The sequence below is a fragment of the Sphaerisporangium sp. NPDC051017 genome, assembly GCF_040683095.1.
Classification (GTDB): domain Bacteria; phylum Actinomycetota; class Actinomycetes; order Streptosporangiales; family Streptosporangiaceae; genus Sphaerisporangium.
Map to the genome: position 1 here is coordinate 22331 of NZ_JBFBCI010000049.1, position 17370 is coordinate 39700.

General features: G+C 68.9%; 17 protein-coding genes. 8 read left to right on the top strand and 9 right to left on the bottom strand.

The genetic code is table 11. The features are described 5' to 3' along the window. Positions 1–27: 27 nt before the first annotated feature. From AB0M95_RS30245 to AB0M95_RS30285, 9 genes are all read right to left on the bottom strand, one after another. The gene (locus tag AB0M95_RS30245; RefSeq protein WP_363771734.1) at positions 28–1116 is read right to left on the bottom strand and encodes a hypothetical protein; all 1089 of its coding nucleotides are present in this window, start codon (positions 1114–1116) and stop codon (positions 28–30) included. Positions 1117–1369: 253 nt separating this feature from the next. After that, a complete protein-coding gene (locus AB0M95_RS30250) occupies positions 1370–1525 on the bottom strand; it encodes a hypothetical protein (RefSeq protein ID WP_363771849.1) in 156 nt (51 codons plus the stop codon). 693 nt (positions 1526–2218) lie between these two features. Beyond that, positions 2219–3346 (bottom strand): ATP-grasp peptide maturase system methyltransferase, encoded by a 1128-nt coding sequence (gene tgmC, locus AB0M95_RS30255; protein WP_363771737.1) that lies wholly within the window; start codon positions 3344–3346, stop codon positions 2219–2221. Beyond that, positions 3343–4323: an ATP-grasp ribosomal peptide maturase gene (gene tgmB / locus AB0M95_RS30260; protein ID WP_363771740.1), complete on the bottom strand. Its 981-nt coding sequence runs from the start codon at positions 4321–4323 to the stop codon at positions 3343–3345. Before tgmB ends, tgmC begins: the two co-directional genes overlap by 4 nt. 4 nt (positions 4324–4327) lie before the next feature. Beyond that, complete coding sequence (gene tgmA / locus AB0M95_RS30265) at positions 4328–4597, bottom strand: putative ATP-grasp-modified RiPP (RefSeq protein WP_363771743.1); 270 nt, start codon at positions 4595–4597, stop codon at positions 4328–4330. Positions 4598–4729: 132 nt separating this feature from the next. Next, positions 4730–5578 (bottom strand): helix-turn-helix transcriptional regulator, encoded by an 849-nt coding sequence (locus tag AB0M95_RS30270; RefSeq protein WP_363771746.1) that lies wholly within the window; start codon positions 5576–5578, stop codon positions 4730–4732. A gap of 14 nt (positions 5579–5592) precedes the next feature. Further along, positions 5593–6099, bottom strand: a complete 507-nt coding sequence (locus AB0M95_RS30275; protein ID WP_363771749.1) for a DUF6879 family protein — start codon at positions 6097–6099, stop codon at positions 5593–5595. Further along, on the bottom strand, positions 6092–6568 hold the full coding sequence (locus AB0M95_RS30280; RefSeq protein WP_363771752.1) for a hypothetical protein: 477 nt from the start codon (positions 6566–6568) through the stop codon (positions 6092–6094). Before AB0M95_RS30280 ends, AB0M95_RS30275 begins: the two co-directional genes overlap by 8 nt. 605 nt (positions 6569–7173) lie before the next feature. Then, the gene (locus AB0M95_RS30285; protein WP_363771755.1) at positions 7174–8124 is read right to left on the bottom strand and encodes a DUF4184 family protein; all 951 of its coding nucleotides are present in this window, start codon (positions 8122–8124) and stop codon (positions 7174–7176) included. Between the two features lie 189 nt (positions 8125–8313). Here AB0M95_RS30285 and AB0M95_RS30290 point away from each other — a divergent pair, with 189 nt between their 5' ends. The 8 genes from AB0M95_RS30290 to AB0M95_RS30325 all read left to right on the top strand — a co-directional run bounded on the left by AB0M95_RS30290 (position 8314) and on the right by AB0M95_RS30325 (position 17363). Further along, a complete protein-coding gene (locus tag AB0M95_RS30290) occupies positions 8314–8901 on the top strand; it encodes a cation transporter (RefSeq protein WP_363771758.1) in 588 nt (195 codons plus the stop codon). 60 nt (positions 8902–8961) lie between these two features. After that, entirely contained in the window at positions 8962–9219 is a 258-nt protein-coding gene (locus tag AB0M95_RS30295; protein ID WP_363771761.1) for a hypothetical protein, read from the top strand. Positions 9220–9554: 335 nt separating this feature from the next. Beyond that, positions 9555–11384, top strand: coding sequence for a substrate-binding and VWA domain-containing protein (locus AB0M95_RS30300; RefSeq protein WP_363771764.1), 1830 nt, complete (start codon positions 9555–9557; stop codon positions 11382–11384). A 432-nt stretch (positions 11385–11816) separates the two neighbouring features. Next, a complete protein-coding gene (locus AB0M95_RS30305; protein WP_363771767.1) occupies positions 11817–13658 on the top strand; it encodes a hypothetical protein in 1842 nt (613 codons plus the stop codon). Between the two features lie 273 nt (positions 13659–13931). After that, positions 13932–14303, top strand: coding sequence for a hypothetical protein (locus AB0M95_RS30310; protein ID WP_363771770.1), 372 nt, complete (start codon positions 13932–13934; stop codon positions 14301–14303). 2 nt (positions 14304–14305) lie between these two features. Then, positions 14306–15418 carry a GNAT family N-acetyltransferase gene (locus AB0M95_RS30315; RefSeq protein ID WP_363771773.1) on the top strand — a complete coding sequence of 371 codons (1113 nt, stop codon included), beginning with the start codon at positions 14306–14308 and terminating at the stop codon, positions 15416–15418. A gap of 131 nt (positions 15419–15549) precedes the next feature. Next, positions 15550–16383 (top strand): glycosyltransferase family 2 protein, encoded by an 834-nt coding sequence (locus AB0M95_RS30320; protein ID WP_358512777.1) that lies wholly within the window; start codon positions 15550–15552, stop codon positions 16381–16383. A 5-nt stretch (positions 16384–16388) separates the two neighbouring features. Next, positions 16389–17363: a glycosyltransferase family 2 protein gene (locus AB0M95_RS30325; protein ID WP_363771776.1), complete on the top strand. Its 975-nt coding sequence runs from the start codon at positions 16389–16391 to the stop codon at positions 17361–17363. Positions 17364–17370: the final 7 nt, after the last annotated feature.

Genomic DNA, 17370 nt, shown 5'->3' on the forward strand with positions numbered 1-17370 from the left:
AAGCCACGCCACCTCCAGCGGGTGTGGTCAGCAGGTGAAGGTGATCGGGTTGGCCTGGAAGCCGGAGTTGACGTAGTAGGTCTTTCCGGGTTGAGGGGTGTCGTTGATCCAGAGGACGAGGCGGTGGGTTCCGGGGGTGAGGCCGGGGACGGTGAGGGCGGCGGTGCCACTGCCGTTGGTGTCTGTGGTCAGGTTCACGCCGGTCCAGACAAAGTCCGAGCCGTCCAGCTTGTAGACCAGATGGAAGGTTTTGCCGGGTTGGTTGGTCTGGCGGAGGACGACCTGGAGGGTGAGGGTGCCGCCGGTGCAGGACGCGGTGGCGTAGCTGTTCTGGCTGTTGATGGTCTGGCCGAACGCGTTCTCCGCCAAGGGAGTGAGCTGCTGGCCGGTGTAGGAGGGCGCCCCGGCAGGGGCGGCGGTGGGGCTGTCGAGCACCGTCAGCACGACGCAGCCGTGCTGACCGGCTGTGCTGGCCACGACGTCGGCGCCGGCGCCCTGGACGGGACCGCCGCCGGAGCCGCCGGTGGGGGGAGGGGACGGCAGCGGGCCGCTGGCGATATAGCTGCTCGCCCCCGCTCCTCCCTTGGGAGTGCCGATGGAGCCGTTGGCTCCGCTCGCTCCGGTGCCACCGTTGCGGGTCAGCCCGCTGTCGGCCGGGAACACGCCGCCGCCGCCGGCGCCACCCAGGCCGTTGGCGCCCGACACTCCTCCGGTGGCTCCACCGGCCCCGGCCTTTCCGCCACCTCCGCCGCGCGCGGCCACAACGATCGCGCCGCCAGTGCTGACGGTGCTGTCCCCGCCGTTGGTGCCGGGTTGCCCGGCCTGCCCGGCGGCATTCGCGAGGTTGGCCGGAGCTGAGGCACCACCTGCGCCGGCTGCCCCGACGGTGATCGTGAGGATGCCGTCGGCGGGCGAGGCGATCACGATGGCGCGCACATACCCGCCCGAACCGCCGCCGCCGCCCGCGCCGCCCCAGGCCACCGGGGCATTGAAGACGTTCCCGGCACCGCCTCCGCCGCCGCCCCCACCGCCGCCCCAGGCCTCCACGAGCGCACTCGACCCCGGCGGCACAGTGACCGTGTACGTGCCCGGGGTATTGAAATCCTGCAGCTTCATCGCGGCGTCCCGTTCTTAACTATCCCGCACTGTCTCGGCAGGCGCCTGCCCTCCCGAAGCCTAAGATCATCCCGCTGCGCTGTCCCTCTCTCACCAGACACCACTTCCGTCCCCACCGGCCCGCACTTCTGTACCTTTCGCCACTTGTGGGGTCCCGGTAGTAACTGAGGTTGAAGGGCTGGCGTTACGGCGGTTCGAGGATGAAGCCGGTCTGAGTGGACGTTTAATCCTGTGGGTTCTGTCTGGTTCGGGTTTAGGTGTCTCGCCAGATTGGGGTGGATTCGCCGGTGAGGCGGTGGCTCATGAGGTCGATCATCTCCACCTGGATCATGGCTGCGGTCAGCACGGGTTCAATGAGTTCCCAGCGGGCGTCGGACAGGTCGCTGGGGTAGGGGCGCTGTTCGGCCATGTTGGAGGTATCGCGTGATGGGCCGGCCGCTCAGCCCCTGGAGGGTGTTCCTCACCGGAGGGTAAGGACAAAGCACGCCGCCTCATCGCCGACGTGATCGCCGAACTCCAGAACCGACGATCAACACGGCCCCCGTCCTCTCCGCCGGGGTTCTCAGTTTCCGGAGACCGAGCCATTCCTTGCCGCCTCATGCCAACCGTAGGCAGTGCCTCGTGCGCGCATCTGACGGCCACGGAGGACGGCACAGCAAGCGCACACTTCGTCAGCGACGACGTGTACTTTGTGATCGCCCGGCCGCACACGCCACCGCCACGGGTCGTCATGACCATGGGGACCGGTGACGTGAGCGCGAGCAGGATCCACCCGGCGCTCTTGAACGACGACACGGCCTTGTTCGTCGCCCAGCTCACCAGATGGGGGAGTCCGAGGGGGACACCCCCTCGGGGCCGGAGGCCCCTGGAAAACACAGCCCGAGCCCTGGCGAGGCCCAGTTTCCAAGGGCTGCGGCCGCGGCTCGTCATGGTGGGCTCAGATACAGCGCAAGCATGAGGGCCGCGTGATCTTCCTTGATGAGCTTAGGCACGCTACGCGCCCGACCTGCCAAAGCACGGCGAACAGGGCTGGTACGGCGCACAAGCCGACCATCAGGCCGACGCCTGTCATGGTGACGCCTGCCGGAAAGCTCGTGGTGAGTCAGGCGGGCAGGTTCCAGGCCGGGCCGTCCGGTTCGCCGAGCCAGACATACTGGCGATCTCTTGAGACGGTGAGGCCGAACAGGGACTGGTGGGGACGTCCAGCGCCATCCCAGGTCAGGATGGCCTCCTCTACGTCGTCCCACAGCCGGACCGGCCCGTGCTGGTGCACCGTCCACCCGCCATTGGGATCCGGCCTCACGTCAGCCCGTGACCCTGTGCCGACGTCCAGCAGGATCGTCAGGTCCTCACCTTTCGCCCACTGTGCGGCCGGGGCGGCGAGCTGGGCGACGAACACGGCCGTCTCCTCGTCGAGGACCGCTGGGTCGATCCTGCTCTCTCTGGCGTCTCCGATCCCGGTCACGATGGGCGGTCGCAGCGGCGGCAGATGCGATCGGGCGGTCATGAAGTAGAGGTCGTCCTCCAGGAAGCGCCCGCTGGCGGTGCCGTCGTCGGCCATCGCGAGGTGGGCGAAGGCGACCCCGCCCATCCAGCCCCACATCGGCGCGGTGATGGTCCCGCTGGCGCGTACCTGCCACATCCACGCCGGAGGGATGGTCCTCACCGAACAGGTCGCGATGATCCGGTCGTATTCGGCGTTCTCGTCGTAACCGTGCAGGCCATCACCCACCACGAGAGTCGGCGTGTATCCGGCCTCGGCGATCGCCTTCCCCGCGCGAGCGGCGACCTCCTGGTCGTACTCGATCGAGGTGACGGCCTCCTGGCCGAGCCGATGGCACATCAACGATGTCGAGTACCCGGTGCCGGTACCGATTTCCAGCACCTTGTCACCCTCGGCGATCTGGGCGGCCTCCAACATCAGCACCACCAGACTGGGCAAGGTGGAGGAAGAGGTGGGCGATCCTCTCACGACACCGCTCGCCTGCTCGGCCATGACTCCCCCGACCTGGGTCACCACGGTCGCGTCGGCGTAGACCAGGGCCAGCCACTCGTCCTCACCGACCTCGGCGCGGCGGACAGGTGTCCAGAGATCACCACGACTCTGGTCGGCCCGGTAAACGGCGTCGCCCAGGAACAGCTCACGCGGCGTCGCCTCCAACGCCTGACGCCAGCCGGGAGAACCGATGCTGTCCGCCAGCGCGCCGCGGAGTCCGGCCGTATCGGTCACGGCCACCATCCTTTCAGTAGGACCTCGGCGAAGGCGTACGCCATCGCGTCGGAGTCGGGCAGCCAGCCCCATTGCCCGTTGGGGTTGCACTCGATAAAGGTCCAGCCTTCTCGCTCGCCGCCTTTGACGGCTTCGAGCGCGAAGTCGAAACAGCCGAACGCCAGCCCGAAGTGGTCGAGATACGCGAAGAGACCGTTCTTGATCTGCTCGGGCACGTCAACAGGGTCGTACGCCAGCTCATCCCAGTCACCCATACGCCAGTCGAGCGCGCCGTCAGGTGTAGTGATCCTGCTGGCGAACACACGCCTGCCGATCACGGTCACCCTGGCGTCGGCGACCTTGTCCACCTCCTGCTGAAACAGGTGGGCGGTCACCGACACCGAGTCGTCCAGATCCTGCTCCGCGATCCGCTGCGTCCAAATCGCTGCGACATGCCCCTCGGGCGTGGGCGGCGCGCCTCTGAACGATTTGTAGACGACAGGCCCGCGTTCAACGACGAACTTTTTGATCGCGTCCAGATCGTTCGAGATCAACGTAGCGGGCACCGTGAACCCCACCTGTGCGGCCACCTGCAACTGTGCGGGTTTGAAGTCGCTGGTGGTGATGTTGGCGGGATGATTGACGTAGCGGCAGTTCGGCAGGTTGGCGAGCAGCCCGCTCAGGCCGTGGCGAGCTTCGGCCAGAGCAAAGTCACACGCCTGTGGCTCCAGCTCCGTGAACCGCCATGGGGACGGGCGGCGGAAGTACACCCCGCGCACCCGCTCCAGAGCGATGTCACGGCTCCTCGTGCGCAACCGTCCAGACCACTGCGTCTTCACCGTGCCTATCTGGGCGCTGAACAACAAATCGGGCCCGATATCAGCGGGATCGACACGGGCGACCAGCACGCGACGCTCGTTCAGAGCTTCGATGACCAGATTGGCGGTGACGTCCTCCTTCGATGTGATCACCAGCACGCAGTCCTGCGCGGGCCGCATCGCTCTAGTCCGACGCGGAGTCGTTGTTGGAGTCGTCCGCCACCTGAGAAGCTCCGCTCGACCCGTCCTGGCCGCCGCCTTTCGACACCGTGGCGGTGACGAACGACCTGCTGGTGCCGTCTTTGCCCATGTCCACGATCGCGCCCTGCGCGTCGTAGAAGAGCGTGAGCTGACTGGTGGGATCGAACGATGTCGTCGCGTATGGGAGCGGGGCGGGCGGAAGACGTTCGGTCATCCGGCTCAGACCCCAGGGCCGGATCGTCGGACTCTCCATCACGTTCCTTTCTCGGAGTTTCGTCTAATGGAGGAGGCGTCACACCACTTGCAGTGGGTGACCGCCATGTCACCGACAGTGGAGGTAGGCGTTCGCGGTGCTCAACGAATGTGTGTGAGTTTGCACGCCTATTCAGCCCAGCGCCTTGATCGCGGTCTCGATCAGCGCTCTCGCCTTGGGACCATAGAGCGCGTCGGTGCGCAGTTCGTCGAAGCACTTGACGTAAAGCGCGATATCACGCGGCTGAGTGAGGTTCACCATGGCCGAGACCAGCTCTATCACGACCGTGGTATCTCCGTAGATCAGGAAGCTCTCGGTGAGCTTCTGTTTCCGCGATGCCCCATTAGGGATAATTCCTAGCGATATGTTCGCCTGGCGCATGCCGACCAGCAAATAGTTCAACTGCTCGCGCATCACGCCATCAGGAAACGGACGGTCCCGCAGCACCGCCTCCTCGATCACCATGACGCAACGACGGGTGCCGTCTTCCAGGTAGCGCCGGCGCGCGACACGCGCCTTCACCGCCTCCTCGATGTCAGGGGCCCGCGCCTCATGGAACTCCGAGAAGCGCGTCATGATGGCCCGCATGTAGGCGGGCACCTGTAAGGGCCAGGGCACGAGGTTGGAGGAGTAGATGCGGTACAGGCGGCTGTTCTCGAACAGCGACAGCCCCAAGTTCTGCATACGCTGCTGACTCCGCTGGACGCGGCGCCATTCAACGTAGGCGTTCTCGGCGTTGCGAGAGGCCGCGATCAGGTTCGGGATCTCCTCGGGATGCCCCGTGATCTGGCACCACGTGCGGATGTCGCTGTCGCTGGGCGAGGTACGCCCATTGATAAGCCGAGAGCACTTGGACTCCTCCCACCCGGCCTGCCGAGCCACGGCCCGGGAGGTCAGACCGGAGTCGCGAAGCAGTTCACGCAGCCGATCGGCAATGGCCTGACGGGCTTGCTGGGCGGAAGAAGACGGTGACGTGGACACGTAGGGCGGGCATGTCAGGCGGGCAGTGCGAACTTCTCATGGTCGATCGCACGATCCCACACGGCCTCGAACGCGGCGGAGCACAGCTTGACCTCGCGAGGGTCGTCCGACAACTCGTGGCCGGCTTTCTCCCCATCACCGGTCTGGTATACCCAGCACACCAGGTGATCGTCGAACTGCCAGAAGTCGCAGGGCGAGACGGCGATGTCCCTCGCCCGCGACCGGTCCAGCCATCGGACCAGCTCGCCGCCTACCAGGTTGGAGTACGGCGTGATGGCGTGCTCGAAGCGGATGTAGTCACTCGGCGGCGTCGAGATGATCCTCGCTCGACGGAAGATCACGCCCCGGTCCACATGGGACCTGACGAGATCGTTCCATGGGTCCAGGCGTCCTCGCCGCACTATCTCCTGAACGGGGACGCCTGCCGCCCAGTCCTGAAAGTCCGGGTGTGAGGTGCCGTAGGTGTCCCGAAGCTCAAGGTGCGTGACCAAGCGCTGAGTCTTCGCGAACAACTCACCCAAAACTTGGATCATAGCCACCACATGCCTCCCAGAGGATCTTCTTCAGCTCCTTCGGTACCCGGATGGCCACCTCGTGAGGGTCGATGTGGCTGACTTCCTGGATCTTCGCGAGTACTTGGGGGTCCGTGACATGGGAGCCTACGATCACGAGGCTGCCATCCGCATCATCGCTGTGCACCGATGGGCAACTGTCGTTGTGACTGCCGCCTTTTCCGTAGAACCGTAGCGCCATAGTCGTCTCCTGACTCGGAGGGGTACGAACGCGCAGCCCAGCTTGGAGCCCGACCGGTGGACGATGGCCCGTCAAGCACGTCCAACCATTTCGCGAATCTACAAAGGCCAGCAGGCCACCGCTGCTGCGATTCATCCGCTTTGCACATTTCCTGCTCAGGTAATGCACTTGATAGAGCACACGGCCAAAAGTCAACTCCTGAACCGAATCCAGGGGATTGTCCATGCCTGCGCTCATCTCGCAAGTATCCTCCCGGTTTCCAGGCGTCTGGTCCTGTTGCTCGTGCACGCCTCGGCAATGCACCTGATGTTCCAGGTCGCGAATGCGAGATGGGGGAGCCCGAGGGGACACCCCTCGGGGCCGGGCCCCCCGGAAAACACAGCCGAGCTCCGCGAGGCCCATCTCCAAGGACTGCGGGCGCGACTCTTCCTGGTTGGCTCAGGTACGGCGCAGGCGTGTGGTTCGCGTGATCTGCCGCAGCATGGCGTACAGCGGAGCACGCCACCCCGACTCTGTGACTTTGAGTTAGTTGACGGACACGGACCGGGAGCGGTTTACTTGCCTCAGTTGCCCCATCCATTTCGATGGGTGGGCGTGGGCCTCGTCCATCGGACGGGGCCCTGGTTCTTTTCGGATGTTTCACCAGCCCAGCGGTCGAGCAAGGCTACCGGCGCCAGGCGCAGGCGTTCGGCGGGCGCGATTCCCTCCCTGTGACGACGCTCACGAGTAAGGGGATGGGGAGTCCGAGGGGGTACCCCTCGGGGCCGGAGGCTCCTGGAAAACACAGCCCGAGCACTGGCGAGGCCCATCTCCAAGGACTGCGGGCCCGGCTTGTGGTGGGCTCAGGCGCGGGGCGCGCGGAGGGCGCGGGTGAGGTGCCAGAGGGTGGCGTACGCGGTGAGGACGGCGCAGAAGCCGATCACCAGGCCGACGCCGATCCTGGTGACGACGTGTGCCCAGCCGAAGGCCGGGTTCGGCGGGTCGACGAGGGGCCAGCCGGCGGCCGCGCAGCACGCGCCGATGCCGGTGCAGGCGAGAACTCCCCAGCGTAGTTTCTCCGGCATCGCGAGGCGCGGCGGCAGGGTGGCCGTCCCGGGGGATCGCAGCGGCGCGGCGACCGACCGGGGCGATCCAGGCGATACGGTGACCACGTCAGATGATCCCGACGGCACGGCGACCCTGTCAGATGATCCCGGCGGCGCCAGGAGCGGTTCAGGGGAGCGCGGCGGCACCGGGATCGTTCCAGAAGAGCGCGGTATCGAAGGCGTTCCTTGTGAGCGCAGGCTTCGTGCGGCCCACCAGGCGATCACGGCCAGGCCGAGGACCGAGCATATGTACTGCGCCAGCCGGTAGCCGGGGACCCAGCCGAACACGGGGGCGGTCATCCAGTGCCAGCCCCAGAACGCGGCGCCCCATTCGTGGGTGAAGGAGTCCCAGGCCACGTGGGTGGCCGCGCCGGCCGCGGCGCCGAGGGCGATGGCGGGGAACCGGCGCCAGGACGGGCCCGGCAGGGCGGCGACCCGCGCGGCCATCGGGCGCGGCAGCAGGGCGGTGAGCGGGTCGCGGAACACCAGCGAGAAGAGGGCGAGCAGCACGAACGTCGCCGCGACGTCGTCGGTGACGATGCCGATCGGCGAGTGCCAGCGGGTGTAGGCGTCGAGGTAAGGCAGGAACATCGGCAGGTCGGGGACCATCGACCCCACGGCGAGCGCCCACGGGTCCAGCACCCGGCGCACCCGTGTGGAGGAGATCAGGGGGATCACCGCGGCGACGTGGCTCGGGGTGAACGGCACGGGACTCTCCTCGCTCGTGGGCGCCTGTGGATAAGCGGCGGTTGTCCACAGCTTTCACGCGGGGCCGGTTCGGCACATCCGGTAACCGATAGGCTACGGAGCGCGTTTGCAACGGCTTCTCAACGATCGGGGGCCATGGTGCCAGATCTTGGTACAGACGCGCGTCCCGCCGCCCTTCCGGAGTCATGGGTGCGCGACGCGCGCCGGGCGAGGGCGCTCTCGCTGGTGACGCTGGCATGGCTCGGCGTCGAGAGCACGCTCGGGCTCGCGGCGGGCCTGTCGGCCCATTCGGTCGCGCTGATCGGCTGGGGCTGGTCGTCCCTGGGCGAGGCGCTGGCGGGGCTCATCGTGGTCTGGCGTTTCACCGGGTCGCGGCTCGGCTCCCCCGAGGCCGAGCATCACGCGCGCAAGGCCGTGGCGGTCAGCTTCTGGATCCTCGCGCCCTACCTGGTGCTGCACGTGGTCTACGACGTGGTGGCGGGTGAGCGGGCGGCGCCCACGGCGCTCGGCGCCGTCGTGACCACGATCAGCCTGGTGAGCATGCCGGTGCTCGGGCTGGCCAAACGCCGGCTCGGCGCCCGGCTGGGCTCGGCGGCCACCACGGGCGAGGGCAGCCAGAACCTGTTGTGCGCCCTGATGGCGGGCGGCGTCTTAGCGGGCCAGGCGGCGACGTCGCTGGGCTGGTGGTGGGTCGATCCGGCCGTCGCGCTGGCGCTGGCGGTGGTCGCCGTGCGCGAGGGTGGCAACACCTGGCGCGGCCACTGCTGTCCCCACTGAAGCACCACCACGGCGAGCGGCAGGCCCTCGGCCCGTAGCGCGTCGGCCACGCGGGGCGCGGTGCCGGGGTCGGCCAGGGCCCGGCAGTCGCTCCCGGAGACCACGACCTCCCGCACGCACGCGCAGCTCCTGAGCGCCCGCCGCACCTCGTCGGGGCATCGGGCGCTCGCCAGCCGCATCATCAGAAGGTCAGGACGCGCCTCACCGCACACGTTGTCCTGCGGACCGTCGCGGAACGCCGCCTGGGGGTGGTGGGGGCGGGCGGTGTCGGTGGTCGTGGTCTGGGCGGGCGCGCTGGAGGGGGCCGGGGCGGTGTGAGGGGGGCAGGGGTGGGCGGCGAGGGGCTGGGCCTCGCTGGGTTCGATCATCGTTGACATGAGCCCTACCCCCGGCCTGTCGCGCCGGCCCCGTCCGGCGCACGTGTGATCCCGGGAGACACGTTACATCGCGTTTCCGCCAAGTCAAGATGTATCGCATTTATGTCTTCATAGTCGCCGGTTACGGATACGTACCGTAATCACTGCTGCAAGTGATCGGTTTTGCCCAATTAGTCCCGAACGCTATGGTTCCGTGAGCATTACCCCGGCTCTCGCTATATGGTCGCTGCTAGCGCGCCGAGACCGGGAAAAGATCGAACACCCTAAGAGGACAACGTGGGCGGACGCCACCGCACAGACGAGCTTGAGGGCGGCTACAACCCTTATCACGAGCCGTCGGGCCGCCGCCGGGCGAGCCGGGGCAAGGTACTGGTGCCGCTAGCGGGCGCCGTCGCGCTGGCGGTGCTGCTGGGCGTCGCCGCGTACGTCATCATGAGCCGGGACAAGACCTGCGCCGACGGCCAGGCCGCCGCGGGCAAGACGACCTCCCTGCGGGTGGTGGCCTCCCCCGACATCGAGCCCGCCATCGCCAAGATCGCGGCGAGCTTCAACAAGTCGCCCAAGACGCCCGCCGACTGCGGCGGCGGCGTCGCGGTCACGGTGTCGGACGCCGACCCCGCCGACGTCGCCAACTCCATCGCGAACTCCGGCGCGAGGAGCGGCAAGCTCGACGCCGACGTGTGGATCCCCGACTCCAGCCTCTGGGTGTCCAAGTTGCGCGCCTCGTCCAAGGGCGAGGGCGTCCCCGCGCCGGCCGGCTCGGTGGCCCGCTCCCCCGTGGTGCTCGCGGCGCCCAAGCCCGTCGTCGAGAAGCTGAAGAACGCGTTCGGCGAGCCGAGCTGGAGCGGCCTGATGTCGGCCGCCAACGCGGCCACCCCGGACGGCATCGGCCGTAACGTCCGCATCCTGCCCCTGGACCCGACGCTCAACGCGGCCGGCCTCGGCGCGATCCTGGCCGGCGCGGGCGTGCTGAAGGCGGCGGGCTCCGGCGAAGATCAGCTCGTGGGCGTGCTGCGGCAGCTCTCCGAGAGCGCGGTGAGCAGCCCGGCGAACATGTTCGCCACCATGGCCAAGCACTCGGCCCGCGCGCCGATCGGCATCGCGTCCGAGCAGGGCGTGTGGTCGTTCAACACCAAGAACAAGCCGTCGTCGGTCGTCGCGCTGTACCCGGCCGAGGGCACGATCAGCCTGGACTACCCGGTCGTCGTGACCGCCAAGGAGCAGGCCGCCCGCGACGCCGCCGAGAAGTTCGCGGCCGCGCTGGAGAGCGCGAGCGCCAAGAAGACGATCCGCGAGTACGGCTTCCGCACGCCGGACGGCAAGGGCGGCGGCGAGATCAGCCAGGCCAACGGGCTGAACCCCGCGACGCCGCGCAACATCAAGATCCCGGACGCGGCCTCGGTGGCCAAGCTGTCGCAGGCGTGGTCCCGGCTCAAACTCGGCGGCCGTCTGCTCGCCCTGATGGACATCTCGGGCACGATGGCGCTGCCGGCGGTCGGCGCACCCGTCACGCGCATGCAGCTCATCGGGCAGACCGCGATCGAGGGGCTGAAGCTGTTCCCGGACAAGACCGAGGCCGGCACCTGGATCTTCTCCACGAACCTGAACGGCAAGGGCGTCGACTACCGCGAGGCGGTGCCCGTCGGCCCGCTGAGCGCCAAGATCAATGGTGTCACGCGCCGGGACGTCCTGATCCAGTCGTTCGCGCGGATGAAGGCCAAGGCGACCGGTGACACCGGGCTCAACGACACGCTCGCCGCCGCCTACGACAAGATGAGGGCCGAGTACGAGGCCGACAAGATCAACACGATCCTGGTGTTCACCGACGGCGTCGGCAACGACGACCCCGACGGCGGCATCTCCAACAGCGAGATCCTGAAGAAGCTGCGCGCCGAGTTCGACGAGACGCAGCCGATCAGCATCATCATCGTCGCGCTCGGCGCGAACGACGCGGCGGGCCGCAAGCAGATGCAGGCGATCGCCCAGGCGACGCAGGGGCAGGCGTTCTTCCCGCGCAACGCCCTGGAGATCCGCAAGGTGTTCCTGGAGGGCATCTCCCGCCGCCTGTGCGCCCCCAACTGCAACGGCGGCGGCCAGCAGCAGTAGGGGGATTACGGACGGCAGTTAATTTACGGACCGCCCGGTTCCGGCATTCAGGTGCACAGGAGCCGGGCATTTCCTTTTTTTGTGTGTTCTATTAGTTCTCGATGTGCTCGACTTCCTCTGTGTTTCCTGAAACCTCCAGGTGCTCAGGGTCCTCCCGCTCCTCTGGGCGCTCGGTGAGCGCGCCTCGCCACCGGACGCCGCGCCGCGCGTCGCCGGTCGCCGCCTCACCCGCACACCCACGTACCACCAGTTACAGCAATCCCTTGAGACCCTGTTTTCCCAGGTCATACCCGCTGATTATCAAGCAATTCCGGGTGAACCCCTCAGGGAGAATGGGCGTCCTACGCGTGTGGGGACTGGCGCGGGCAGGAGAGATTCTCGCGTGCATGTGCGACCAAGAGCCAGGTTCCCGTCCTGCGGGGAGGAATATTCGTGCCCGGATGGCCGAGCGTCGGCCGGACCGACGACCAACGGCTGGCGGAGGCCCTTCGCCGTGCGGAAAGCCGCGCGGTGGACGGCCTTTATGACAGCTACGCCGACCGACTCAACGACTATGCCAGTTCACTGCTCGACGACCCCGACGCCGCCGCGAGCGCGGTGCACGACGCGTTCGTCACGGCCCACGGCCGCGCCGGCGCGCTGCGCGAGCCCGTCCGGTTGCGCGCCTGGCTGTACGCGCTGACGCGCTACCAGTGCACGGCACGCCAGGGGCGCACCCCGCCCCACGGGACGGCGCTCGACGGCCTCGCCGGGGACGAGGACGATCCGGAGCTCGCGGCCATCGTGCGCGAATCCCTGGGCGAACTGGGGCAGAAAGAGCGTGAGGTGCTGTTCCTCGCCGTCCGGCACGGGCTGAGCACCTCCGAGGTCTGCGCCGTCACGGGACTGACCTCGCGCCAGATCGCCGCGAAGCTCGCCCGGGCCACCGACCATCTGGAGAACGCCGCCGCCGCGGTGATCCTCGCGCGGACCGGCCGGGCCCACTGCCCGGACCTGTCGGCCATGCTCGACTCCATCGACGGCCCCCTGCCGCAGCCGCTGCGGCGGCGGCTCGTCCGGCACATCACCGGCTGCAAGGAGTGCACCGAGGGCCGCCACCGCCGGGTGTCGGCCGAGCGCCTGCTCGACACCATCCCGGTCGCCTTCCCGCCGCTGTCCCTGCGCCGCCGGGTCGCCGAGACCTGCGCGCGGACGGAGCGGGACGCGGTCCGCGCGGCGATCACGCCGGCGGCGGGCGTCCTCGACAAGAACGGCTTCCCGCCGGTCGGGAGCGACCGCCGCGCCAAGGCGCCGAGGGCCGGCCGGCGTACCGCGGACTCAGCGAACCATGTGAAGCATGTCGACCAGCCGGGCACGCCCGCGCACGGGTTCGCGGCGCACGACGAGACGCCCCGGCACGGCACGCGCGCCCCGCGCATCGTTCCCCCGCCGCCCCTTCACGCCGACGCCCCCAGACACGGGTCGCGGGCGGGCGAGAGCCCCAGGGACACCGCCCGGTACGCCCTCGCCGGGGCGCGGGAGGAGGCGCCGAGCCGCGGGAATGGGCGCGCGCGGCGGCGCGGGGGCGGGACGGCGCGCAGGAACTCGCGCAGGACCCCCGTCTTCGCCACGATCGCCTGCGCACTGCTCGCGACCGGCGCGATGGTCGTCGTGACCGGCCAGGACGCGAGCCACCGGCAGGGGGTGCCCCAGACCCTGCGTTTCCCGAGCCGTACCCCGCAGGAGCTCCAGATCAGCTACGCCCCCGAGCCGACGGACGCCGCCCCGTCCGCGGAGCCCTCGCGCGCGGCGAGCCCGAAGCCGGAGGCCGTGCGCTCGTCGTCCAGCGCGGCGCAGGCCCCGGCGGCGTCGTCGACCGCGCCGAGGACCCCCGCCTCGCGCTCTCCGACGCGCCGTCCGCCGGGGTCCCCGGCCAAGCTCGTCGTCTCCTGCCCGAAGGGGCTCGACGCGGGCGCGGGTGTGATCCTCGTCTCGGCCCGCGGTGGCGCCGTCTCCTGGCGGGCGTCCGCGGGCGGGGGGCTCGCGGTGTCGCCCGCGAACGGTGTGCTGGCGTCCGGTGTCAAGGCCCGGCTGTCGGTCTCGGCCACCGACCCCGCCCAGGCCGGGCAGGGGACGGTGACGCTGAGCTCGGCCGCGGGCGGGGCGTCGTGCACCGTCTCCTGGGAGGGACAGGACATGCCTCCGGCGTCCGATCCGCCGCCGGACCAGACGCCGACCGCCGAGCCGTCCCCGACCGGCGCGCCGCCCGAGGAGTCGTCCGGGAGGCCGGACTGATCCCACCCTGATCCCACCCTGAATCCACCTTTGGGGCGTACCAACGGTACGGTTGTAAAAGCACCCCAGCCCCCAACATCCCGATAGCCTCAAGGGCATCAGGAGAGCAGTGGAGGTGGCGTGGTCGATCACACAACGCTTCTTGCCTTCGGCGCTGTAAACCAGTGACCAGGTTAGGGCGTCGGCATTGACGGTCGCGTAGCGTCGTTGGTCCTATGAGAGCAGCGATCAACCGCGTCTTTCAGTCGGCCTTGACCAGCGGAGCCAGGAGACATGCGTACGAACAGGGCGGTGCTCAGATGGGTGCTGGTGCTCGCGTGCGCCGCGGGGGCGGTGATCGCGCTCGCCGACATCCAGACCCCAGCACGCCCGGTTCTCACTGCTTTGTTCCTTTTGGTGGTGCCGGGTGCGTCGGTCGTGGGACTGTTGCGTGATCGTGACCCTCTCGCGGCTCTAACGGTGGGCGCCGCGGCAAGTCTCGTTATAAACGTTCTCTTAGCCGAAGCCATGCTGATGTTCGACGCGTGGTCTCCTCGCGCGGGAGTGGCCACCGTCGCCGTCCTCGGTGGGTTCATGTGGGTGCTTCGGTCGCTGTACCGGGGGAACGGCAGTGCGCACACAGAACAGGGGGCCGGGTCAAGGTGAACGTGACGGTCATCCGGCCCGGAGAGCTCGGACGGTCGGAGCTCGCCCGGTGGCGCGATCTGCAGAGCGCGTCCCCCTCCCTGGACAACCCGTTCCTCTCGGTCGAGTTCACCCTGGCCCTCGGCCGGCTCCGTCCCTACGTCCGCGTCGCGGTGATCGAGGACCAGGGCAAGGTGGTGGGGTACCTCCCGTTCGAGCGGCACGCCTTCGGCATCGGCAAGCCCCTCGGGAGCTGGCTGACCACCTGCCACGGGCTGATCGCCGAACCCGACCTGGACGTGCCCGCCCGTCATCTGCTGCGGGCCTGCGGCCTGTCGGTCTTCAATTTCGACCACATGGTGGCCGGCCAGCGCACGTGGGCGCCGCATGAGTCGGCGGTGAGGCCCGTGCCGTTGATGGACCTCACCAAGGGCTACGACGCGTACATCGAGTACGTCCGCGCCAACTCCCCGAAGAACTACAAGACGGTCCGCTACAAGGAACGCAAGCTCGCCCGCGAGCACGGCGTGGTCCACCTGGAGTGGGGCGCCACCGACCCGGCCGCCATGCGCGTCCTGACCGGATGGAAGTCCGACCAGTACCGCAGGACGGGCCGGGTCGACCGTTTCGCCCAGCCGTGGATCGTCGAGCTGCTCGAAGAGATGCACGCCTGCGACTCCCCGGCGTTCGCGGGCGTCCTCACCATGCTCTACGCCGGCGACACCCCCGTCGCCGGGCACTTCGGGCTGCGCACCCCCACCACGCTGGTCGGATGGTTCCCCGCCTACGACCCCGAATTCGCCCGGTACTCCCCCGGGATAATGCACCACTTGCACATGGCGGAGCAGGCCGCCTCTCACGGCCTGGGCCAGGTCGACATGGGCAAGGGTGGCAGAGAGTACAAAGGCTGGCTGAAGAACGGCACGATCCACGTCACCGAAGGCAGGGTCGCCCGGCCCTCGGCGACCGCGGCCGTTCACTGGATGGGCCGGACGCCGGTGAACAAGGCACGCAGCATCGTCGTCGATCGCCCGTCGCTCTACCGGCTGGCCGATCGCCTGCTGAAGGGGTTCGGACGGGTCCGCACATCCCTCCACCCCGCAGCAGTCGAAAAGGAACCCTCGGGGGCGCGCTGACAGGCGTTCCCCCCTCGCCAGAGCTGATCCCTATCTATGACCGGGGCGGAGAGCACCCTCTCCGTCCAGTCGCGCCGGTCCTATTGGCAGTCGCCGCCGATGTCAGACCGCCCGGAAGGACATCCCTCAAAATGAGTCCCGAGATCACCAAGCACAACGGGAAACCTCAGGTGCACCCCCTGAGGCCCTTGCCGGCAGTGGAGCGTTTCACGCCGGTGACCCCGCACCTGGCCATATCTCCCACGGTCAGCGTGGTCGTCCCGGCCATGAACGAGGCGGAGAACCTTCCGCACGTCTTCGCCACGCTGCCGCACTGGGTCCACGAGATCGTCCTCGTGGACGGCAACTCCACCGACGACACCGTCGCGGTGGCCCGCCGCCTGCGCCCGAACCTGCGCGTCGTCCAGCAGCGCGGCAAGGGCAAGGGGGACGCCCTGCGCACGGGCTTCGCCGAGTGCACCGGGGACATCATTGTGATGATCGACGCCGACGGCTCGACCGACGGCCGCGAGATCATCCAGTTCGTCGGCGCGCTGGTCACCGGCGCCGACTTCGTGAAGGGCTCCCGGTACGCGAGCGGCGGGGGCAGCGACGACCTGACCTTCAGCCGGCGCCTCGGCAACAGCGTCCTGCGCTCGCTGGTGAACTGGATCTACGGAACCCGGTACACCGACCTGTGCTACGGCTACAACGCGTTCTGGGCGCGCCACCTCGAGGTCCTCGACCTCGACTGCGAGGGGTTCGAGGTCGAGACCGTCCTGAACATCCGGGCGGCCAAGGCGGGTCTGCGCGTGCACGAGGTGCCGAGCCACGAGCGGTGCCGCATCCACGGCGAGAGCAACCTGCGCGTGGTCCGCGACGGGTGGCGGGTGCTCAAGACGATCATGCGCGAGTGGCGGCGTCCCGCGCTGCAGCCCGCGCCGGCCCCGTCGGCCCAGCCGGCCGCCGACCAGGGCGCGGCATAACGGCGATGAACATCTCCGTCGTCATCTGTGTCTACACGGAAGACCGGTGGGACGACATCAGGGCCGCCGTCGAGTCGGTGCGCGGCCAGACCCGCCCGCCGCACGAACTGATCCTCGTCGTCGACTACAACCCCGACCTGCACCTCAGGCTCAAGCGGGAGTACGCCGACGCGATCGTCGTGGAGAACAACCACGCCAAGGGACTGTCCGGCGGCAAGAACACCGGGGCGGCGACCGCCTCCGGCGACGTCGTGGCGTTCCTCGACGACGACGCGGTGGCCGATCCCGGCTGGCTCGCGGCGTTCGAGGAGGCGATGTCGCAGGATCCGGCCGTCGTGGGAGTCGGCGGCCTGACCCGGCCGCTGTGGGATACCGGCCGCAGGCCGCGATGGTTCCCCGAGGAGTTCGACTGGACCATCGGCTGCACGTATCGCGGCCTGCCCGCCGAGCGCAAGGCCATCCGCAACGTGATGGGGGGCAACGCGGCCTTCCGCAAGCACGTCGTGGGCGACGTCGGCGGGTTCCACACCGGCATCGGCCGCAGCGTCCAGGGCCGTAAGAGCCGTCCGCTGGGCTGTGAGGAGACCGAGTTCTGCATCAGGCTCTCCCAGCGCAGGCCGGGGTCGGTCATGATGTTCGAGCCCGGGGCCGTGATCGGCCACCGGGTGCCCGCCGCCCGGGCCACGTTCCGCTACTTCCGCTCCCGCTGCTACGCCGAGGGGCTGTCCAAGGCGCTGGTGGCGCACAGCGTGGGCGCGGGCGACGGGCTGTCCAGCGAGCGCGCCCACGCGATGAAGGTGCTGCCGCTCGGGGCGCTGCGCGGCGTGCGGGACGCGCTGCGGGGCGACCCGTCGGGCCTCGGCAGGGCGGGGGCGATCGTCACAGGCCTGGCCTGGACCTCGTGGGGGTACGCGGTCGGGACGGCCCGGCTGCGCCTGCGCGGCGCCCGGGCCGGGCGATCCACGGAACACGAACGGTGATCGTTTG